Source organism: Mesorhizobium sp. J8 (assembly GCF_016591715.1).
Taxonomy (GTDB): domain Bacteria; phylum Pseudomonadota; class Alphaproteobacteria; order Rhizobiales; family Rhizobiaceae; genus Mesorhizobium.
On the sequence record NZ_AP024109.1, the window covers coordinates 1,838,900 to 1,854,465 of the forward strand.

At 62.2% G+C, this 15,566-nt stretch carries 14 protein-coding genes and 1 pseudogene; 3 read left to right on the forward strand and 12 right to left on the reverse strand.

Going from position 1 to position 15,566, the window contains the following annotated elements; translation table 11 throughout:
- Nucleotide 1: 1 nt before the first annotated feature.
- Nucleotides 2–913 (reverse strand): NAD(+) synthase, encoded by a 912-nt coding sequence (gene nadE, locus MJ8_RS08345; RefSeq protein ID WP_263649700.1) that lies wholly within the window; start codon nucleotides 911–913, stop codon nucleotides 2–4.
- Between the two features lie 68 nt (nucleotides 914–981).
- A complete protein-coding gene (locus tag MJ8_RS08350) occupies nucleotides 982–3,555 on the reverse strand; it encodes an AMP-binding protein (RefSeq protein ID WP_318528208.1) in 2,574 nt (857 codons plus the stop codon).
- 309 nt (nucleotides 3,556–3,864) lie between these two features.
- On the opposite strand from MJ8_RS08350, the gene MJ8_RS08355 reads away from it, so the two are divergent.
- Complete coding sequence (locus tag MJ8_RS08355; RefSeq protein WP_201413942.1) at nucleotides 3,865–4,884, forward strand: NAD-dependent epimerase; 1,020 nt, start codon at nucleotides 3,865–3,867, stop codon at nucleotides 4,882–4,884.
- A 240-nt stretch (nucleotides 4,885–5,124) separates the two neighbouring features.
- On the opposite strand, the pseudogene MJ8_RS32255 reads toward MJ8_RS08355, so the two are convergent.
- A pseudogene (locus MJ8_RS32255) lies at nucleotides 5,125–5,485 on the reverse strand (tyrosine-type recombinase/integrase); the annotation flags it as partial.
- Nucleotides 5,486–5,628: 143 nt separating this feature from the next.
- Between MJ8_RS32255 and MJ8_RS08365 the strand changes: the two are divergent.
- Both MJ8_RS08365 and MJ8_RS08370 read left to right on the forward strand, forming a co-directional pair.
- On the forward strand, nucleotides 5,629–7,554 hold the full coding sequence (locus MJ8_RS08365; protein ID WP_201413943.1) for an APC family permease: 1,926 nt from the start codon (nucleotides 5,629–5,631) through the stop codon (nucleotides 7,552–7,554).
- A gap of 156 nt (nucleotides 7,555–7,710) precedes the next feature.
- Nucleotides 7,711–8,271 carry a sigma-70 family RNA polymerase sigma factor gene (locus MJ8_RS08370; RefSeq protein WP_140833383.1) on the forward strand — a complete coding sequence of 187 codons (561 nt, stop codon included), beginning with the start codon at nucleotides 7,711–7,713 and terminating at the stop codon, nucleotides 8,269–8,271.
- A 104-nt stretch (nucleotides 8,272–8,375) separates the two neighbouring features.
- Here the strand turns inward: MJ8_RS08370 and MJ8_RS08375 are convergent, their stop codons facing one another.
- From MJ8_RS08375 to MJ8_RS08415, 9 genes are all read right to left on the reverse strand, one after another.
- Nucleotides 8,376–8,561, reverse strand: coding sequence for a hypothetical protein (locus tag MJ8_RS08375; protein WP_201413944.1), 186 nt, complete (start codon nucleotides 8,559–8,561; stop codon nucleotides 8,376–8,378).
- A 143-nt stretch (nucleotides 8,562–8,704) separates the two neighbouring features.
- A complete protein-coding gene (locus tag MJ8_RS08380; protein ID WP_140833379.1) occupies nucleotides 8,705–8,923 on the reverse strand; it encodes a hypothetical protein in 219 nt (72 codons plus the stop codon).
- A gap of 60 nt (nucleotides 8,924–8,983) precedes the next feature.
- Entirely contained in the window at nucleotides 8,984–9,889 is a 906-nt protein-coding gene (locus MJ8_RS08385) for a class I SAM-dependent methyltransferase (RefSeq protein WP_201413945.1), read from the reverse strand.
- A gap of 2 nt (nucleotides 9,890–9,891) precedes the next feature.
- Nucleotides 9,892–10,686: a GNAT family N-acetyltransferase gene (locus MJ8_RS08390; protein ID WP_225248191.1), complete on the reverse strand. Its 795-nt coding sequence runs from the start codon at nucleotides 10,684–10,686 to the stop codon at nucleotides 9,892–9,894.
- A gap of 197 nt (nucleotides 10,687–10,883) precedes the next feature.
- Complete coding sequence (locus MJ8_RS08395; protein ID WP_201413947.1) at nucleotides 10,884–11,945, reverse strand: glycosyltransferase; 1,062 nt, start codon at nucleotides 11,943–11,945, stop codon at nucleotides 10,884–10,886.
- 18 nt (nucleotides 11,946–11,963) lie between these two features.
- Nucleotides 11,964–12,899, reverse strand: coding sequence for a beta-xylosidase (locus MJ8_RS08400; RefSeq protein WP_201413948.1), 936 nt, complete (start codon nucleotides 12,897–12,899; stop codon nucleotides 11,964–11,966).
- Nucleotides 12,892–13,653 (reverse strand): TIGR04290 family methyltransferase, encoded by a 762-nt coding sequence (locus tag MJ8_RS08405; protein ID WP_140833371.1) that lies wholly within the window; start codon nucleotides 13,651–13,653, stop codon nucleotides 12,892–12,894. Before MJ8_RS08405 ends, MJ8_RS08400 begins: the two co-directional genes overlap by 8 nt.
- Before the next feature lie 2 nt (nucleotides 13,654–13,655).
- On the reverse strand, nucleotides 13,656–14,459 hold the full coding sequence (locus MJ8_RS08410) for a sugar phosphate nucleotidyltransferase (protein ID WP_201413949.1): 804 nt from the start codon (nucleotides 14,457–14,459) through the stop codon (nucleotides 13,656–13,658).
- Nucleotides 14,459–15,559: a glycosyltransferase gene (locus MJ8_RS08415; RefSeq protein WP_201413950.1), complete on the reverse strand. Its 1,101-nt coding sequence runs from the start codon at nucleotides 15,557–15,559 to the stop codon at nucleotides 14,459–14,461. Before MJ8_RS08415 ends, MJ8_RS08410 begins: the two co-directional genes overlap by 1 nt.
- Between the last annotated feature and the right edge of the window lie 7 nt (nucleotides 15,560–15,566).

Genomic DNA, 15,566 nt, shown 5'->3' on the forward strand with positions numbered 1-15,566 from the left:
CTCAATCCACATCCATCGGCACGGACGGCAAAGGCCGGGCATGCAGATATCGGGCTGCCCGGCGCTTCGCTTCGATGTCCTTGAAGACCTTCTCGACCTGATCCCCGGTGAGGCCCGCGGCGGCCGCTACCTCGTCGGCGCATAACCCATGGTTGACGCCGTAGAGGCATAGATCCGTCAGGTGGTAAGGCAGCGCGAAGTAGAATTCCTCCTGGCTTTGCGCCATGGAGAACGTGTCGGTGGTCGGCGGCCTGCGGCGGATTTCCTCGTCCACCCCGAGATATTCAGCCAATTGGTAGACCTGTGTTTTGTACAGGTGCACGATTGGCATGACATCGGCGATACCGTCGCCTTGCTTGACGAAGAAGCCCTGGTCGTATTCGAGCCGGTTCGGCGTTCCGGCAACAGCGTAGCCGAGGCGATCCGCATGATAATATTCGGTCATCTTGCGGATGCGCTGCTTGTAGTTGGTCGCGGCGACGATCTGCAGATAGGCCGTGAGGGGCAGCCGAACCGTGTTGACCTTGCCCGCCGGATCCTGGACCGTAAGACGGGTGATGTTCAGCCCCTGGCTCTCCAGAACCGAGGTCAGCACCAGCTTGCATTTCCATCCTTCATCATACTCTGGAACGACGGCGCGGATGGCCTCGATCTGCCGGCGATACGCACCGATAGCATCGAGCGCCGGGGCGATGTCTTCGACCACGGTATCGATGCCGAGCTGGGCGGCGACGACGCGTCCGAGCCTTAGCGAATCTTCCGAGGAGTCCCGCTCCGGCATGAAGAGCCCCAGAACCTTGTCCTTCCCGAAGGCGCGCACGCACAAGGATGCGACGACGGAACTGTCGATGCCGCCCGACAGCCCGACCACCACGCCGCGCCGCCGAAGCGTGCCCAGAACCTGCTCGCGCATCGAAGACACGATGCGGTCAGCCTCCGCTGCCGCGTCCAACGCCAGCACTTCCCTGGTGAATCCCGAGATCACGCTGCTTGGCCCTCCAATTGCAGGGACTCGGCCCGCGTATATGTTTGCAGGACCGCCTTTTCGATCAGCGGACGGTTGGTCGCGACGTGAGGCTCCACCACGAGATCGATGTGAGTGCCCACGATCGGGATCACCTGCAGGTCGCGAAACACTTGATCCCATCCGATGGCGCGGGACATGCCCGGACGTGCGCAGCGAAACAGGGTCCCTTGGATCGGAAGCATGGTCTTGGGCTTTTCCAACCAGCGGAAAAACGCCTGCGCCCGCAACACTTCCTGCAATTCCAGCTTGATCCGGAAGCACGCCCCATTGAACTGGCCTTCGGTGTAACGGTCGATGGCGCGCGCGAGATGGCTTTCGTAACCCAATCTGACCGCAATCTTCGCCAGGGCACGGCAGGCGACGCGCTGGAACGATATGCGGTTGGACCGCAGCCGGCGCACTGTACGGGTGATGGTGTCCCATAGGCGGCTGCGCTCGCCTTCAAGGCTTGTGTCGAGGATGCCGATGAACTTGACCGACCGCCCGGCTTGGAGCAGGCGCACGGCGACCTCCAAGGCGACCGCGCCTCCGAGCGAGTGGCCGAGGAGCCTGATATCTCCGGATGGCTGGGCGCGGTTGATTTGCTGGACCGCGGCGTCCGCCATGCTGGCAAGGTCGCTCTGTCCGCGAAGGATGAGAGCGAGGCCGGGATATCTGACTGGTATCACCTTCGCGGTTTTTCCCATGGCGGAGGCAAAGGCGGCAAGGCTCGGACCGTAGCCGACAGATCCGGGAAACAGGAAAAGCAGCGGCGGGTTATGCTCGGGAGCGGCTTTGCCGGATGCAACTGCCTGCGCCGCGACGACGGCCTTCACCATGTCGCTCGCGCTCATCTCGACGGTGAAACTCTCAAGACCGAGTTCCTGGCCGATGAGATTCTCGATCTCCATCACGTAGTGCAGCAGCTTCAGCGAGTCTCCTCCTGCCTCGTCCCACCTGCCTACAACCACCGGCGTGTTGAGAACCTTGCCCCATGCTTTCTGTACCACCTTGGCGACCGCGGAATCGGCATACGAACCGGCGGGATCGGCGGCGGTGACCGGCCTCCTGGCGAGGATGTCCATTTTACCAAGTTTGACGAGGTCGATCTTGCCGCCGTCGAGGCAGGGAATCTCGTTCACGCGGTGCAGCCGCACGGGCCGCAGCGCTGGAGGGAGCGTCTCGGCAATCAGCCGGCGCAGGTCCTCCACGAAATCCGGACCGGCCTCGTCGCCCGGAACGGCGAATGCGACCAGTTCAGATGCCTCCGTTACGATCGCCACAGCGTCCTGAACCGATGCAGCGGATCGCAGAACTCTTTCGAGTTCGGCCGGCTCGATGCGTCGCCCGTTGACCTTTATCTGCCGCCCCTTTCGGCCAACGATCCTCAGCAAACCATCATTGTCCAATCGTACGAGATCACCGGTCGGAAAAATACGCTCGCGCGGATTGTCGGGGTCCGAATCGACAGGGATGACGGCGCCATTCTCCCAATGCCCCAGCAGGACATAGGGGCTCTTGATCACGAGCTCTCCGGTTTCTCCGGGCGGGACGACCCGTCCCTCGTCATCGACAATCGAGAACGCGATTCCTGGCAAAAGCCGCCCGACCGGCACGTCGGGCTCGGTGTTCTGGGAGGCCGATGGCACGAACCACTGCGATCCCGTCGTTTCCGTGGACGAATAGCCGATCTGGACGAGGCACTGCGGCGGGACGGCTTTGCGCAGAAGGGCGATGTCGGACCACAGCACTTTCTCACCGCCGACTCGGACGACCCGTAGCGATTTGAACGTCTCCGCGCAGGCATCCGCCATCAGCGTTCGAAGCAAGGCGGGTACGACGTATGTGACGGTCGTGCCCTGGTCGTGCATCCGCGCGCGGACGCCGCGCAGCCCGACTGCCTCCAGTTCAGCGAGCTGCAAGGTGGCCCCGGTGAGGACGGCCGCCAGAATCTCTCTGCAGCCGGCTATCGTCGCGAGGCCTGCCAAGGGGAGAAAAACATCGTCCGAATTGATGTGGCACGCTTCGACATATTGCTGCACGCGCCACAGCAAGCTGCGCTGGCTGTTGACAATCCCCTTGGGGCGCCCGGTGCTGCCTGAGGTATAGAGAATGATGGCCGGTGCATCGACCGAAGGCTGGGGAAGGGGCGTTGCCAATAGCTCCCGCTCAGACGCTGAACTCGCGCCCATGTCGATCCATTGAATGTCCGCAGGCAGATCGCTTGGCCTATCGCCGATACCCAGCATGGCCGAAAGCTGGGCTGCCGCCACAATCTCTCTGATACGGGGACCGGGATCTCTCGCATTGAGCGGAACCGAAATCCGGCCGGCTGCCATCGTGGCGAGCATGGCGACAACGCTCCAGACCGAGCATGGCTGGCAGATTCCGACCGGCTTGCCTTCGGCAACGGCATTCGCGACGCGGCGGGATAGAATTTCGACCGCGGCGCCGAGCGCCGAATAGGAGAGTTCGTCCGCGCCGTCATTGATGGCGATCTTGCGCGGATGTTGCCGGGCGAGGGTTTCCAGCCGGGGACCGATCCCCATGTCCGCAAACCCGGCTGGCAAAGGTAGATATGGCCGCAGGACAGGTCCGCCCCGGTCCAGGGCATAATCGCGCACCTCTGCCCACCTTGGCGGCCCCGGCGGAAGAGAAGCCTCATCAAGGTCCTGGTCCGCTGCTTGTGCATTCACATATGCCGGGAGCATGGCTTGCCTGAACTAGAGATGACGTCCGGTTATGGCTCTGCGCAAGAGATGTTTCATCGATCATTCTGATGATGCTTCCGGTGACAAAGAGAGGCGAGGGTAGATACGGGTGTGAATCGGGTCACAGCTTAACGTTAGGGATATGCCGTGGCATCAAACAGGCCTGTTCTTGTCACCGGCGCAGCGGGTTTCATCGGCTTTCATCTGTGCCGGAGACTGCTTTGCGACGGTTGGCAAGTTGTCGGGCTCGATTCCATGAGTGAATACTACGACGTCAACCTGAAGCAGGCTCGACTCGATCAGCTGGAAGAATTTCCGCATTTCCGGTTCGAACATGCCGATCTCGCCGACCGGGACCGCGTCTCGGCACTCTTTGCCTCGGTTGATCCGGAAATCGTCGTCAATCTCGCAGCCCAGGCCGGCGTTCGTCATTCGCTCACCAATCCCTACGCCTATGGCGAAAGCAATCTGAGCGGATTTCTCAATGTCCTGGAAGGGTGCCGGCAGGCCGCGGTCGGCCACCTGGTCTATGCATCCTCGAGCTCGATCTATGGCGGCAGCACGCGAATGCCGTTCTCCGTTCACGATTCCGCCGATCACCCGCTCAGCCTCTACGCCGCCAGCAAGAAGGCCAACGAGCTGATGGCGCATAGCTACAGCCATCTGCTGCGACTGCCGACGACCGGGCTGCGGTTCTTCACCGTTTACGGACCATGGGGGCGGCCGGATATGGCCCTGTTCATCTTCACCAGGGCCATACTCGCGGGCGAGCCGATCGAGGTCTTCAACCATGGCAACATGCAGCGCGATTTCACCTATATCGACGACATCGTCGAGGGCGTGGTCCGTATTATGCAGCTGCCTGCGACAGCAAATGTGGAATGGAACAGCGCCGCGCCTGACCCCGCGACCAGCAATGCGCCCTTCAGGATCCACAACATTGGCGGCAGCTCGCCGGTCGAGCTGAACCACCTGATCGAACTGCTCGAGGACGCGCTGGGCAAAAAGGCGAAACGCAACGGCATGCCGCTCCAGCCAGGTGACGTGCCCGCGACCTGTGCGGACGTCAGCTCACTTGAGCAAGCGACCGGCTTCCGGCCGAAGGTTCCGATTGAGATCGGGGTTCGGCGTTTCGTGGAATGGTATCGGGAATTTTATCGGGCATGATCCGGACAGCTCCTGTAGCCCGATGCAGTCGCAGTTGGCGACACCGACCGAGATAAGCCTCCGCAACCGTCCAACGTGGCAAGATCATGCGGAACAACGGGAAGGCTTGAGTTGTCCCACGGAAAACACAATGAAATCAATCGCCTCAATATGTCCGCCGGGTCTGCCATTGTCGTTATTTATCAATACTTTGTAGGGTAGTTCGCCAACAGGTTCGTCAAGCATCGGCTTGCGCGTCACCAGACGCACGACTCGGTCCATCCCGTGCACCGCCAGCCGCACCTGCGATGCCTTGCGCGAATAGAGTTCCCGCATGATCGATACCGTCGTGCCCGAATACATTCATGAGCTGCCTGTTTGAGGCCTCGGCCTCCGCCAGATAAACGCCGAGCGAGTTCCGCAATCCATGCAGGGTCAGGCCCCTTCGGAAGACCCGCAAGCTTGCACCAATGCGCCATCATTCCAGTCAGCGACTTGGCGGAGAACGGCTCACCTTAGCCGTTGCCCAGAACGGTCTCGCCGCGCCTCTCGACAGCATTCGGATCTCGGACAGCATCGGTGTGCTCGGCACGAAAAGTCGTTTGCCGCCTATTCGTCCTTTGTTCTTGGCCTGACGATATCAAACCCGTCGAAGTGGCGCTCGATTTCTTCGCCGAAGTGCCAAGCGCCTCCAGTCGCGCGCTCGGTCGTCGAGGAACATTCTTCCCTCCGCACTCTTCGGGAGACGTTTCTCGGGATCGTGACATGTCGATACTTGGATGGATTCTTGGCCGCCGGCTGGCCAATCAGGAATGGTCGCAGCGCAAGATCGGCGTTTTCGAAGGCGTGCCGGCCATGGGCCTCGATGGGCTGGGTTCCTCGGCCTATGGTCCGGAAGCGGCACTCACCATCCTGATCCCGCTCGGCGCGGCCGGCCTCGGCTATATCGGCCCGATCATGGGCGCTATAGTCGGCCTGCTCGCCGTCCTTTATCTTTCTTACCGCCAGACCATTGCGGCCTATCCCAGCAATGGCGGCGCCTACATCGTTTCGCGCGAAAACCTTGGCCGCAATGCCAGCCTGCTCGCTGCTTCTGCGCTGATGGTCGACTACGTGCTCAACGTTGCCGTCGGCATCTCCGCAGGCGTCGGCGCGCTGGTTTCGGCGCTACCCTCGCTGCACTCCTACACGCTGTGGCTTTGCCTTGGCATCCTGCTTCTAGTGACGATCGTCAACCTGCGCGGCACGCTGGATGCCGGGAGGCTGTTTGCGTTGCCCACCTATCTCTTTGTGGCGAGCTTTCTGGCGATCCTTGCGATAGGTGTCTGGAAGACGAGCCTATCGGGCGGTCAGCCGTCGCCGGTGATTCCGCCGCCGCCGCTACCGCAGCAGACCGGGAGCGTGAGCCTGCTGCTCTTGATGCACGCCTTCGCCAGCGGCTGCACGGCGATGACCGGTGTCGAGGCGGTCAGCAACGGCATGACCGCCTTTAAGGATCCACCCGTCAGGCACGGCCGCCGCACATTGGCGGCGATCTGCCTGATCCTGGGGCTCCTGCTCGGCGGTATCGCCTTCCTGTCGGCACGCTATCGCATCGGCGCGATGGACCAGGAGAAGGACGGCTATCAAAGCGTTCTTTCGCAGCTTGCGCATGCCGTGGTTGGCGACGGTATTTTCTATTACATCGCCATCGGCAGCCTGCTCTGCGTGCTGGCGCTTTCGGCCAACACCAGCTTCGTCGACTTTCCCCGCCTTTGCCGCATGGTGGCTGAAGACGGGTATCTTACCAGGCCCTTCGCAATGGTCGGTCGCCGGCTGGTTTTCTCTGTCGGCATACTCTACCTCGGACTGACCACGGGGCTGCTGCTGGTGGTGTTTGGCGGCATCACCGACCATCTGATCCCGCTCTTCGCCATCGGCGCCTTTCTGACCTTCACGCTGTCGCAGACCGGCATGGTGCTGCATTGGGTGAGGGCGTTGCGGACGGAGAGGGGTCCGAAGCGCGCTGGCGATCGCATGCATCTGGCGATCAATGCGCTCGGCGGCGCCATCACCGCCGTGGCGCTCGCCGTGATCGTCATCGCCAAATTCAGGGAGGGAGCCTGGATAACGGTGATCGTTATTCCTCTGGTTATCCTGCTCCTGCGGCTGGTGCGGCGCTATTACGACCATCTTGAGGCCGCTTTGCGCGAGCCCGGAAAGCTCAATCTCGGCAACACTCAGCCGCCTGTGGTTCTCGTCGTGACTCAGCGATGGAACAGGATGGCGGACAAGGCGCTCTCCTTTGCCTTTCAGGTGTCGAAAGATGTCATTGCCGTCCATGTGGCGCGTCTGTCGGGTGGAGAGAGCGACGAAGAGCGCGCAATTCGTGGGAGGTGGTCGAATGATGTGGAAGCGCCGGCGAAGGCGGCTGGCCTGCGCCCGCCCCGCCTCGTTCTCCTGAATGCCGACTACCGGCTGATGTACGAGCCACTGCTGAAGGAGATCGGGGTGCTGCGAGAGGAGTTCGGTGGCCGCACGGTTGCGGTGCTGCTTCCCGAGGTTGTGCCGCCCAATTGGTGGCAGTACATCCTGCATACCCATCGCGCCCGCCGACTGCACGCCAAACTGCTCGAGTTCGGCGGATCGGACATCGCGATCATTTCCATGCCTTGGTATGTCGAGGAACCGAGGATCGAAGCGACCCATTGAAATGTTGCCGCTCCCATCGATGGAGCCCCCTTGGCCAAAAGTTTCGGCCGAACGATGGAAACAGGAACGTTCCTTTTTCTCAGGCATTTTCCCTAGTCTGCATCTCATCCACTCCTGTTTGCTGGGTCCGGAAAATTGTCATCTAGAGAGCATAATTTGTCGAACCCTGACGGCGGTGAGATCTCCGTCGTCGATCTTATTCCTGCCTTGCGGGCCTTTGCGCGAACGTTCTGTCGGGCGCCCGACGATGCCGACGATCTCGTGCAGGAGACATTGGCCAAGGGACTTGCCAACCTGGACAAGTTCGAGCCGGGCACGCGCCTGAAGTCCTGGCTCTTCACGATCATGCGCAACACCCATTACACGCGCATCAAAGCCGCCGCCAGGGAGGCTCCTGGGTTGCTTGACTGCGCCTCCAGCCGGCCGATTTCGGAACCGTCGCAGGATTGGTCCGTCCAAAGCAAGGAAGTGCATCAAGCCATCCAGAAACTGCCGTCCCATCAGCGTGAGGTTCTGGTGCTGATCGGTGTGCTGGGCGTAAGCTACGAAGAAACTGCTGAGATATGCGGTTGCGCGGTCGGCACCGTCAAAAGCCGTCTCAATCGTGCTCGTGCCGGTGTTCTTGAGTTCCTCGGGGAAAGCTCGCCGCGGGCGCTGATCGAGCGACGACGTCAATTTTCGGACGACCATTGGGATACCGAAGCCGCAAGACGCTAGAGCAGCGCCGAGAGTATGAGCGGTTTTCCGTCCGGAATTGCGTAAAAACAAAGAGATAGGGCGTTTCGGCATGAAACAGTGCAGCATCCTTGCCGGCGACGTCTTCAGCCGCGCTCAGCCGTAATATCGCCTTTGCGCTTTTCGATCAGCGCGTTCTGCAGTTCGAGTGCAAGCCTGGTCAGCCGGTCAGGGACCTTCTCCCGCTCGATGGCGATCAACAGGGATGCGATCTCCTGGTCCAAGCTCTGGATTGCCTGGGCGCACAGATCGCGCTGGCTCCTGCGAGACATTGCATTCTCTTAACAATAGAGGGCCCCTTCAGAACTCACTGAGTCATACTCGACCGTCCTTTGCAAGGCGTTCGCCGCAAGCTGTGGGTTTCCGGATCGCTGCCTTCGGATTTCGTGGCAAGAGGCGATCCGCGAGCATGCGCTCAATCCTTCGGGAGACGGTTCGCTGCGTGGTCCTGGTACTGATCGGATTTGACCCGGTTGCCGTCCAGACCGCGTTGCTCGGTATGCTGCTTCTTGTCCCGATTCGACAAGATGTCGTTCTCGCCGACCATGTCCTTTGCGAGCGTTGTCTTCGCTCCGGTTCCGGAGCTCTTGCCCTGGCTGCCGCGGCCCATATGCTTCTTACCGCCGGACGCCATTGTTCTTCTCCCTGGTCTGCCTGCGTGAAACTGTCCGGCGACCAAACTGCTGCTCGCGCGTTATGTTCCGCCGTCACGGCGGATAAGGAAGGCCGTGCCGTCCCAACTGCCGAAAGGCATTTCGCCGTCAACCAAGACTTCCATGCGATATGCACGGGCAAGACGTTTGATATCGCGGGAATCGATGTCCGATGTCCGATAGGAATAGTTGAGGACTGCCGCCATTCCTCCTGGCCGCAGCACACGCGCGATCTCGCCGAAATGCCGCTCGGCAACACCGGCAAGCACCAGGTAAGGAAAACTGTCGAGAGCCAGCACGTCGTCGAAGCTTTGATCGGCGAAGTCGCCGAGATCCATGCCCGAGGTCAGGCGGAATTCCACGTTGGCGACGCCGGCGCATCGCCGACGCGCGATGGCGATCATCCTGGGTGAGATATCGATGCCGACGATACGTTCCGCCATGCCGCCAAGCGCATGTTCGAGGCGTCCGATGCCGCAGCCGATGTCCAGTATGTGCTTGCGGATGCCGAGGATGCCGTGCCGTTCCAGCCACGAGGCAATCTCGCCGGTCGTGGCCGAAAGCCTGTCCTCGTCGCCAAGCGACGACAGTTGCACGCTGGCTGCCGGGGAGATGGCCGCCGCCCGATCGAAGCCGCCGGCCAGCCGCTCGATGGTCATGGCGGCCGTTTCGTCGTTGGCACGGTCATGAGACACGCAGGCAGCGGTCCTGCGCACGTCGTCGAAGGCCGAGGGCCTGTCCCGAAGTCTCGTGGCCAAATGTTCCAGCCAGCATCGCTCGGGAGCCTGGCTCGGGCGCATGTCGAGGGCGATATTCGCCAATTGCGCCGCGCTGGTCGACTTATCCACATAGACGGCCAATCTGGCCAGCGCGTTGTCGACGGAGAGGCCGTCGGCCATGCAATCCTGCAGCAGGCGTCTGGCAATCGCGCCGGTTTGCCTCGCCATGTTCACTGCGGCGCGCTCCGGGTCCAGACCTTCTGCGCCGTCCAGCGGTCTTTTGCGCCCCAACCGTATTTGTAGCTTTCCCGGCCGCGCAGGAAATCGAACTCGCGCGCGCCTTCGTGGGCGGCTCCCGCTATGGCATGGCCGATCAGAATCGCGCCGGGGCTTTCGTCGGCATAGGCCGGATCGAAACCGCCGAGATAAGCATAGGCTCGATTGCGATGATGAAATCCGTAATAGGCGCCGACGATGGCATCGCCGATCTGGATCGTCAGGCATCGGGCCAGGCCGCTATCGGCAAGTCGTGGCAGGGCCTTACGGTGAAATTCCACAGCCATGTCGGACAGCACGCCCCCACCATGACCGACCCAGCGTGCGCCATGCAGTCGGACCAGCTCATCGAGAAATATCTGCGGATCGGACTCGTTCCGGCTGACGACAACGGCGCCTCTACGCCGGGCGGCTCGCTCGGCGCGGCGCAACTGGCGTCTTCGTCTCGCCGGAACCGAACGGGCCAGAGTTCGATCGCCGTCGAGCAGGAGCACGGGACAGGCGGCGTGCGCCATCGCTCGGCTTTCTTCGGTATTCGGCAATTCGAGCCACATCGATAGGGCATCGGCCGAGAGGTCAGGCTGGATCCATTGCGACCATTCAAGCGAGAGCACCGCGTCGGCAATGGCGGCGCCAGCCTTCGCCTCCAGCTCCGGCACGCACAGGATATCGAGGTAGTCGCTCAGCGAAATCCCGATGGGAAGCAGGCGCTGACCGCGATCATGCCTTTCGACATAGAGCGGCGCCAAGCCGGCGAGGGCGTCTCCGCTCCACACTGCAATGGCCGCAAGGTCGCCGGGCGCGAATGTCTGCCACCAGGGAATGAGCCAGGCGGGAGACTGGAACGGCGTAGCCGAGATGCTCAGCCGCCAGAGCTGCCACCAATGCGGCTCCAGATCCACGAACGCTCTCGCATCACGGATGATCTCGGTGCGCAGACCGCTCATCAAGCGGTTCCCAGCAAGGCGCGACGGGTGCCAAGCTTCGCCAGTGCTTCGTAAGCATCCATGTAGGATGTGATCATGCGCTCAAGCGAGAAGCGGCGGCGCGCTTCGGCCCGGCATGCCTCGTGGTCCAAGGCTCCGGAAGCGATGATGGCCTTCGCCATTTCCTCGATGTCATTGACCAGGAATCCGGTCCTGCCATGCTGGACGACATCGGGAAGGGCGCCGTTCGGGAACGCGACGACCGGCGTGCCGCAGGCAAGCGCCTCCATCGCGACAAGCGAGCTTGTCTCCGGGGCAAGGCTGGGAATGACCAGGCAGCGGGCGGCGTTGAGCAAGCGCCGCTTGGCGCAAAACCCGAGTGGCCCAAGAAAACGCCGCTGCCGATCGAGCCGAGGACGGACCTCATCGGCGAAATAGCGCAGATGGGTCTCATAAGGATAGACTTGGCCGGCGATTGCCAGGGAGACGCCCGCGCGCTTGGCTGCCTCGATCGCGAGATGGACGCCCTTCTCCGGGCAGATGCGGCTGAGCACCAGCGCGAAATTGCGCCGCGACCGGGGCTGGTTCAGTGCAGCGATGTCAACGCCGTTTGGAATAGGCTCCGCCAGTCTCGACCCTGCCGGAGCCGTCCTGTGCTGCGCCTGCGAGACCGCGTGCACCCACAAGTCCTCGCGCGATGGCGCAAGCACCTCGGGCGGGTACCAGCCGAGTGGCAGGTGCAGTGTCACCAGGGTAGGACCATCGCCAGGCAGATAGGCATCGAAATCGATCCCGTGGAGGTGAACGACGTCGATCGGCCAGCGCGCCCGGGCGGCTGCTATCGCATCACGATGCGCTTGATGGGCACGCTTCTTCGCCGCCTCGTCGAGCACGCCTGTTTCGGCTGGTGTTTCCACCAGGACGCCGGCCGTGCTTGACCCTTGGCAGGCGACGACAATCGAACGGTGGCCTTTCTCAACGAGCGCCCGATCCAGCGCCGACAACACCTGCTCGGCCCCGCCGACCGCATCCGGCCCGACGGGCGCGAGAGGGTAGGCGACGTTGAGGACTGTCAGTGTCATCGCTGGTCGAGCCGGGCCTCACCATGCCGCCGACACACGTTGCATTTCTGCCATGTCGTCGCCAATCGCGGGAGCGTAGCGTCGGATCATCGCCGCGCAGAACTCGGCGAATTCCTCGGGGATCTGGGGCGGGCTGGTGTGATGAGGCTGAAGCCCGCGATGTTCCGGCGTGAAGCAGAAGGTGACCGTGACGTTGAAGTCGGCGAGCGCTTCCATCTGTCTGTCGAACCAGTCCAGCGCATTCGGCCGAAAACTGTCGGCCCAGGACAGGCCGGTGCGCAGATGGGTGACACCCAGCCGTTCCATCCAGGCCACGGCGTCGTCCAGCCGATGGTCCTCGTAATGAAACCACTGGACCAGGCCCATTTGCGGGGTATGGCGCACGAATTCCTCGAGCGCCGGCTTGGGCGTGCCGTCCTCGCGAAGCAGGCCCATGTAGAAATGCCTGTAATAAGACGAACCTTCCGCTTCCCGATGGCGCGTTGTCGCCTCCCACGAACGCGGAAGATCATAGAGGCTGTACCACTGCACCCGCGGCGCGATATCGAGCAGCAGCTCGGCGGTGCGGCGCAGGCCCCAGAGCTGGATCTCCTCGGCGCCGAAAGTCGAGACGCCGACTTCGCTGACCCAGATCGGCAGATCGGTGACAGCGGCAATCTCGCCAAGCTTCTGCGGCCATTCATGAATCTGCCAAAGGTTCCAATCGAGCGGGAAGCCATGCACCGCGACAGCGTCGACATGGTCGAGCACGCCGAAATCCTTCATGCGCGTCATGAAGCCGGCATCGATCGGCGAAATGCCGCCCAGCACCTTTGTGAGGGCGGGATTCTCCCGATAGATCGCATCGGCCGCCAGGGTTGCCATTGCGGCGAAACGGCTCCAGTCCGGATCGAGCTCGGGATCCCAATGCGATTTGTTGTTCGGTTCGTTCCAGAGCATGGCAGCTTCAATCATCGGCCTCTCCTTTCGCTGGATAGACGGCGGCGCCGTCCGCCGGCTTGCCGGCCGCGCGGCAGAAATAGACCTCGTCTTCAGGGTGAAGCACGATCTCGAAGCCGGCGCTGCGCAGCATCGCTTCGGTGCAGGCGCGATTCGGGATCCACCAGTTGGTGGGGTCGTCCGCATAGCGATGCTCGATGAAGTGCAGTTTCGGAAATTCGTGCTGATCGAAGAGGTCGCGTGTCCAGAAATGGTAGTTCTGCTCAAGCGGGAGGACCTTGCCGCTGCCGCGCTGCATCGACTGGAAGATCATCAGGTCGCTCGCGACATGCGCGCGGATCAGGTCGAGCGCCAGCAGCGGGTGGCGCAGGTGGTAAAGCACGCCCATGAACAGCACGATATCGAAGCGCTCGCCGAGCGATGCGACGTCGTAGACCGACAATTCCCTGAACTCGATGTCGCAGTCGGCGATCTCGGCGGCGAAGCGCGCCTGGGCGAGATATGCTTCGTCGAAGTCGATTCCGAGCACGCGATCGGCCCCACGTTTCTTCATTTCGATCGAGTAGAAGCCTGCGTTGCAGCCGATATCGAGCACCGACTTGCCCGAGAGGTCAGTCGGAATGGCATCCGCGAATTTGCGCCATTTGATCAGCGGGTAGTTGCCAAGGAAATGATCGGGAGCGGTCTCCACGCCCGCCAGTTCCATATTGTGAAACCACGGCCCTAATGCGTCGATGCGGCGACGTATTTCCGTGCTGGAATGCAGCATGGCTAAGCTCCTTCGCCTGGAACGGTTGGCACTGCCGAACGGTCCTGCGATGCGAATATCGTCAGGGTCAGATCATCGACGGCATCATTGCTTTCGAGCAGCCTGAGCGCCGTGCGGTAGCCGTTGAAAGTACCGACATCGACATAGGCAGTCCCGGCCTTGACACCGTAGGCTTCGCCTCCGCCGTCGAGATAGGCGTTGACCAGAGTGCCGAAATACTCGTCGACGCCGTCGCGCTGGCGCCAAAGCGCAGCAAGCTGATGGAAGATACGACCTGGCATCTTGAAGGCGCCCCAGACCCAGTTTGTCGCGGCGTCTGCTTGCTTGACCTGGATCTGCTCGACCCGCCCGTTGCCATCGAGCACGACGGCGTCGAACAGTTCCGGGCGATCGACCGGAAACATCAGGAAGGACAGCCGGTCGTCGGCCAGATGGCAGAAGCCGTCTTCAGGAAACCAGATCGTGTCGGGCAGGCCTATCAAGACCGTTTCTTCCGGCGTTACGAGCGGCGCGGCGCGGAAGATAGCGTCGCACAGTCCAACCGGAGACGGCTGCGCCACGAAGATTGCCGCGGCATCGCCATAGCCGGCGGCGTAATATTCAAGGATGTCCGACTTGCCGGAACCGATGATGAAGCAGATGCGGTCGACGCCGTTGCGCACCATCCGCCGCACCAGATATTCGCTCACTGCGCATGGGCGCTCGGTCTGCCCGTCGAGCCGGCTGCCGACCGGCAGCAGCTCCTTGGAAAAGCCCAGCGGCTGAATGCGGCTGCCGCGACCGGCGGCAGGCACGATGCCCAACATCAGACGACTTCCTCCATTGTCCCTCTCGCCTTGGACGCGAAAGCGTCGTTCAGGATTCGGTCGAGTTCGGCGGCACGATGCGCGGATGTGTGCTCGTCGAGGACGCGCTCCCTGGCGCGGCGGCCGAGCGTCGCGATCTCATTGTCGGACAGGCCAAGCGCAGCAACGACATCGCCGGTGCTGTGCGCCAGAAGGATATCGCTGCCCGGCGTGAAGAAGCTGTCGAGGCCTGCCCAGTTGTCGGAAATGATCGCGGCGCCGCAGGCGGCTGCCTCGAACAGACGGCCTGACGGGCACCAGCCCTTTCGCGCCATCGACTCGCGGGTGACGTTCAGCGTCAGGCGCGAGGAGGAAAAGAAGGCAGGGTGATCGGCGGGCGGCAGATGCCTGACGAAAAAGATATTGCTGCTCCATGGGAAGTCCTGCGGGTACTGCGCCCCGCCGATGATGAAACGGCGGTCCGGAAGCCGGGCGGCGGCAGCGACGAGCAGTGTTTCCACGGCTTTCTGCCGGTCCTCGGCATAGGTACCGAGATACGACAGGTCGCCGGCAAATTCGGACCTTGGCTGCGCCGGCCGGTGCCGGTCTGGGTCGACATGGCCGTAGAGCGGCAGGACATGGCGCACGCCCAGGATGGACCTCAGCGCATCGATGGCCGGCCCCCCGGTATAGCTCAGGATCAAGTCGAAATCGGACAAGCTGTCCGGCTCGAAATAGGCTGGATGATCACCTCGCTCGATGCTCGCCAGCGTCACCGGTGTATCGAGGTCATAGAACACTTTCAGCCCGCGACAGATATCGTTGGCGAGCCGCGAGGCCTCGATAGCGTCTGGGCAATAGGAGGTGACGATGACGACGGCGGCCTGCCGTATCGCCGTCTCGGCCGCTTGGCGGATATCCTCCCAAGCCGGGTAGAGAACGACATCGCCGCCGTTCAATCGGTCGATGTCCCTGGCGCCGGCATAGTAGGGTGTGTCGCGCTCGAAAAAGGTGATCGACCAGCCAAGCGGCGCCAGCGCGCCAATCAGTCCGCGCCAGAGCGTGGCATGTCCGTTGCCCCATGAGGAGGTGACGGCGAGACCGAAAATAACCATGCGCATCGGTTAC

What these genes read in the sequence shown, in the direction of transcription:
- MJ8_RS08380 (WP_140833379.1), bottom strand. Translation starts at nt 8,923, where the DNA reads ATGGCGTCCGGCGGTAAGAAGCATATGGGCCGCGGCAGCCAGGGCAAG.
- MJ8_RS08410 (WP_201413949.1), bottom strand. Translation starts at nt 14,459, where the DNA reads ATGTTGGGCATCGTGCCTGCCGCCGGTCGCGGCAGCCGCATTCAGCCG.
- MJ8_RS08350 (WP_318528208.1), bottom strand. Translation starts at nt 3,555, where the DNA reads ATGGGGATCGGTCCCCGGCTGGAAACCCTCGCCCGGCAACATCCGCGC.
- MJ8_RS08385 (WP_201413945.1), bottom strand. Translation starts at nt 9,889, where the DNA reads ATGGCGAGGCAAACCGGCGCGATTGCCAGACGCCTGCTGCAGGATTGC.
- MJ8_RS08415 (WP_201413950.1), bottom strand. Translation starts at nt 15,559, where the DNA reads ATGCGCATGGTTATTTTCGGTCTCGCCGTCACCTCCTCATGGGGCAAC.
- MJ8_RS08405 (WP_140833371.1), bottom strand. Translation starts at nt 13,653, where the DNA reads ATGCTGCATTCCAGCACGGAAATACGTCGCCGCATCGACGCATTAGGG.
- MJ8_RS08365 (WP_201413943.1), top strand. Translation starts at nt 5,629, where the DNA reads ATGTCGATACTTGGATGGATTCTTGGCCGCCGGCTGGCCAATCAGGAA.
- MJ8_RS08395 (WP_201413947.1), bottom strand. Translation starts at nt 11,945, where the DNA reads ATGACACTGACAGTCCTCAACGTCGCCTACCCTCTCGCGCCCGTCGGG.
- nadE (WP_263649700.1), bottom strand. Translation starts at nt 913, where the DNA reads ATGCGCGAGCAGGTTCTGGGCACGCTTCGGCGGCGCGGCGTGGTGGTC.
- MJ8_RS08400 (WP_201413948.1), bottom strand. Translation starts at nt 12,899, where the DNA reads ATGATTGAAGCTGCCATGCTCTGGAACGAACCGAACAACAAATCGCAT.
- MJ8_RS08375 (WP_201413944.1), bottom strand. Translation starts at nt 8,561, where the DNA reads ATGTCTCGCAGGAGCCAGCGCGATCTGTGCGCCCAGGCAATCCAGAGC.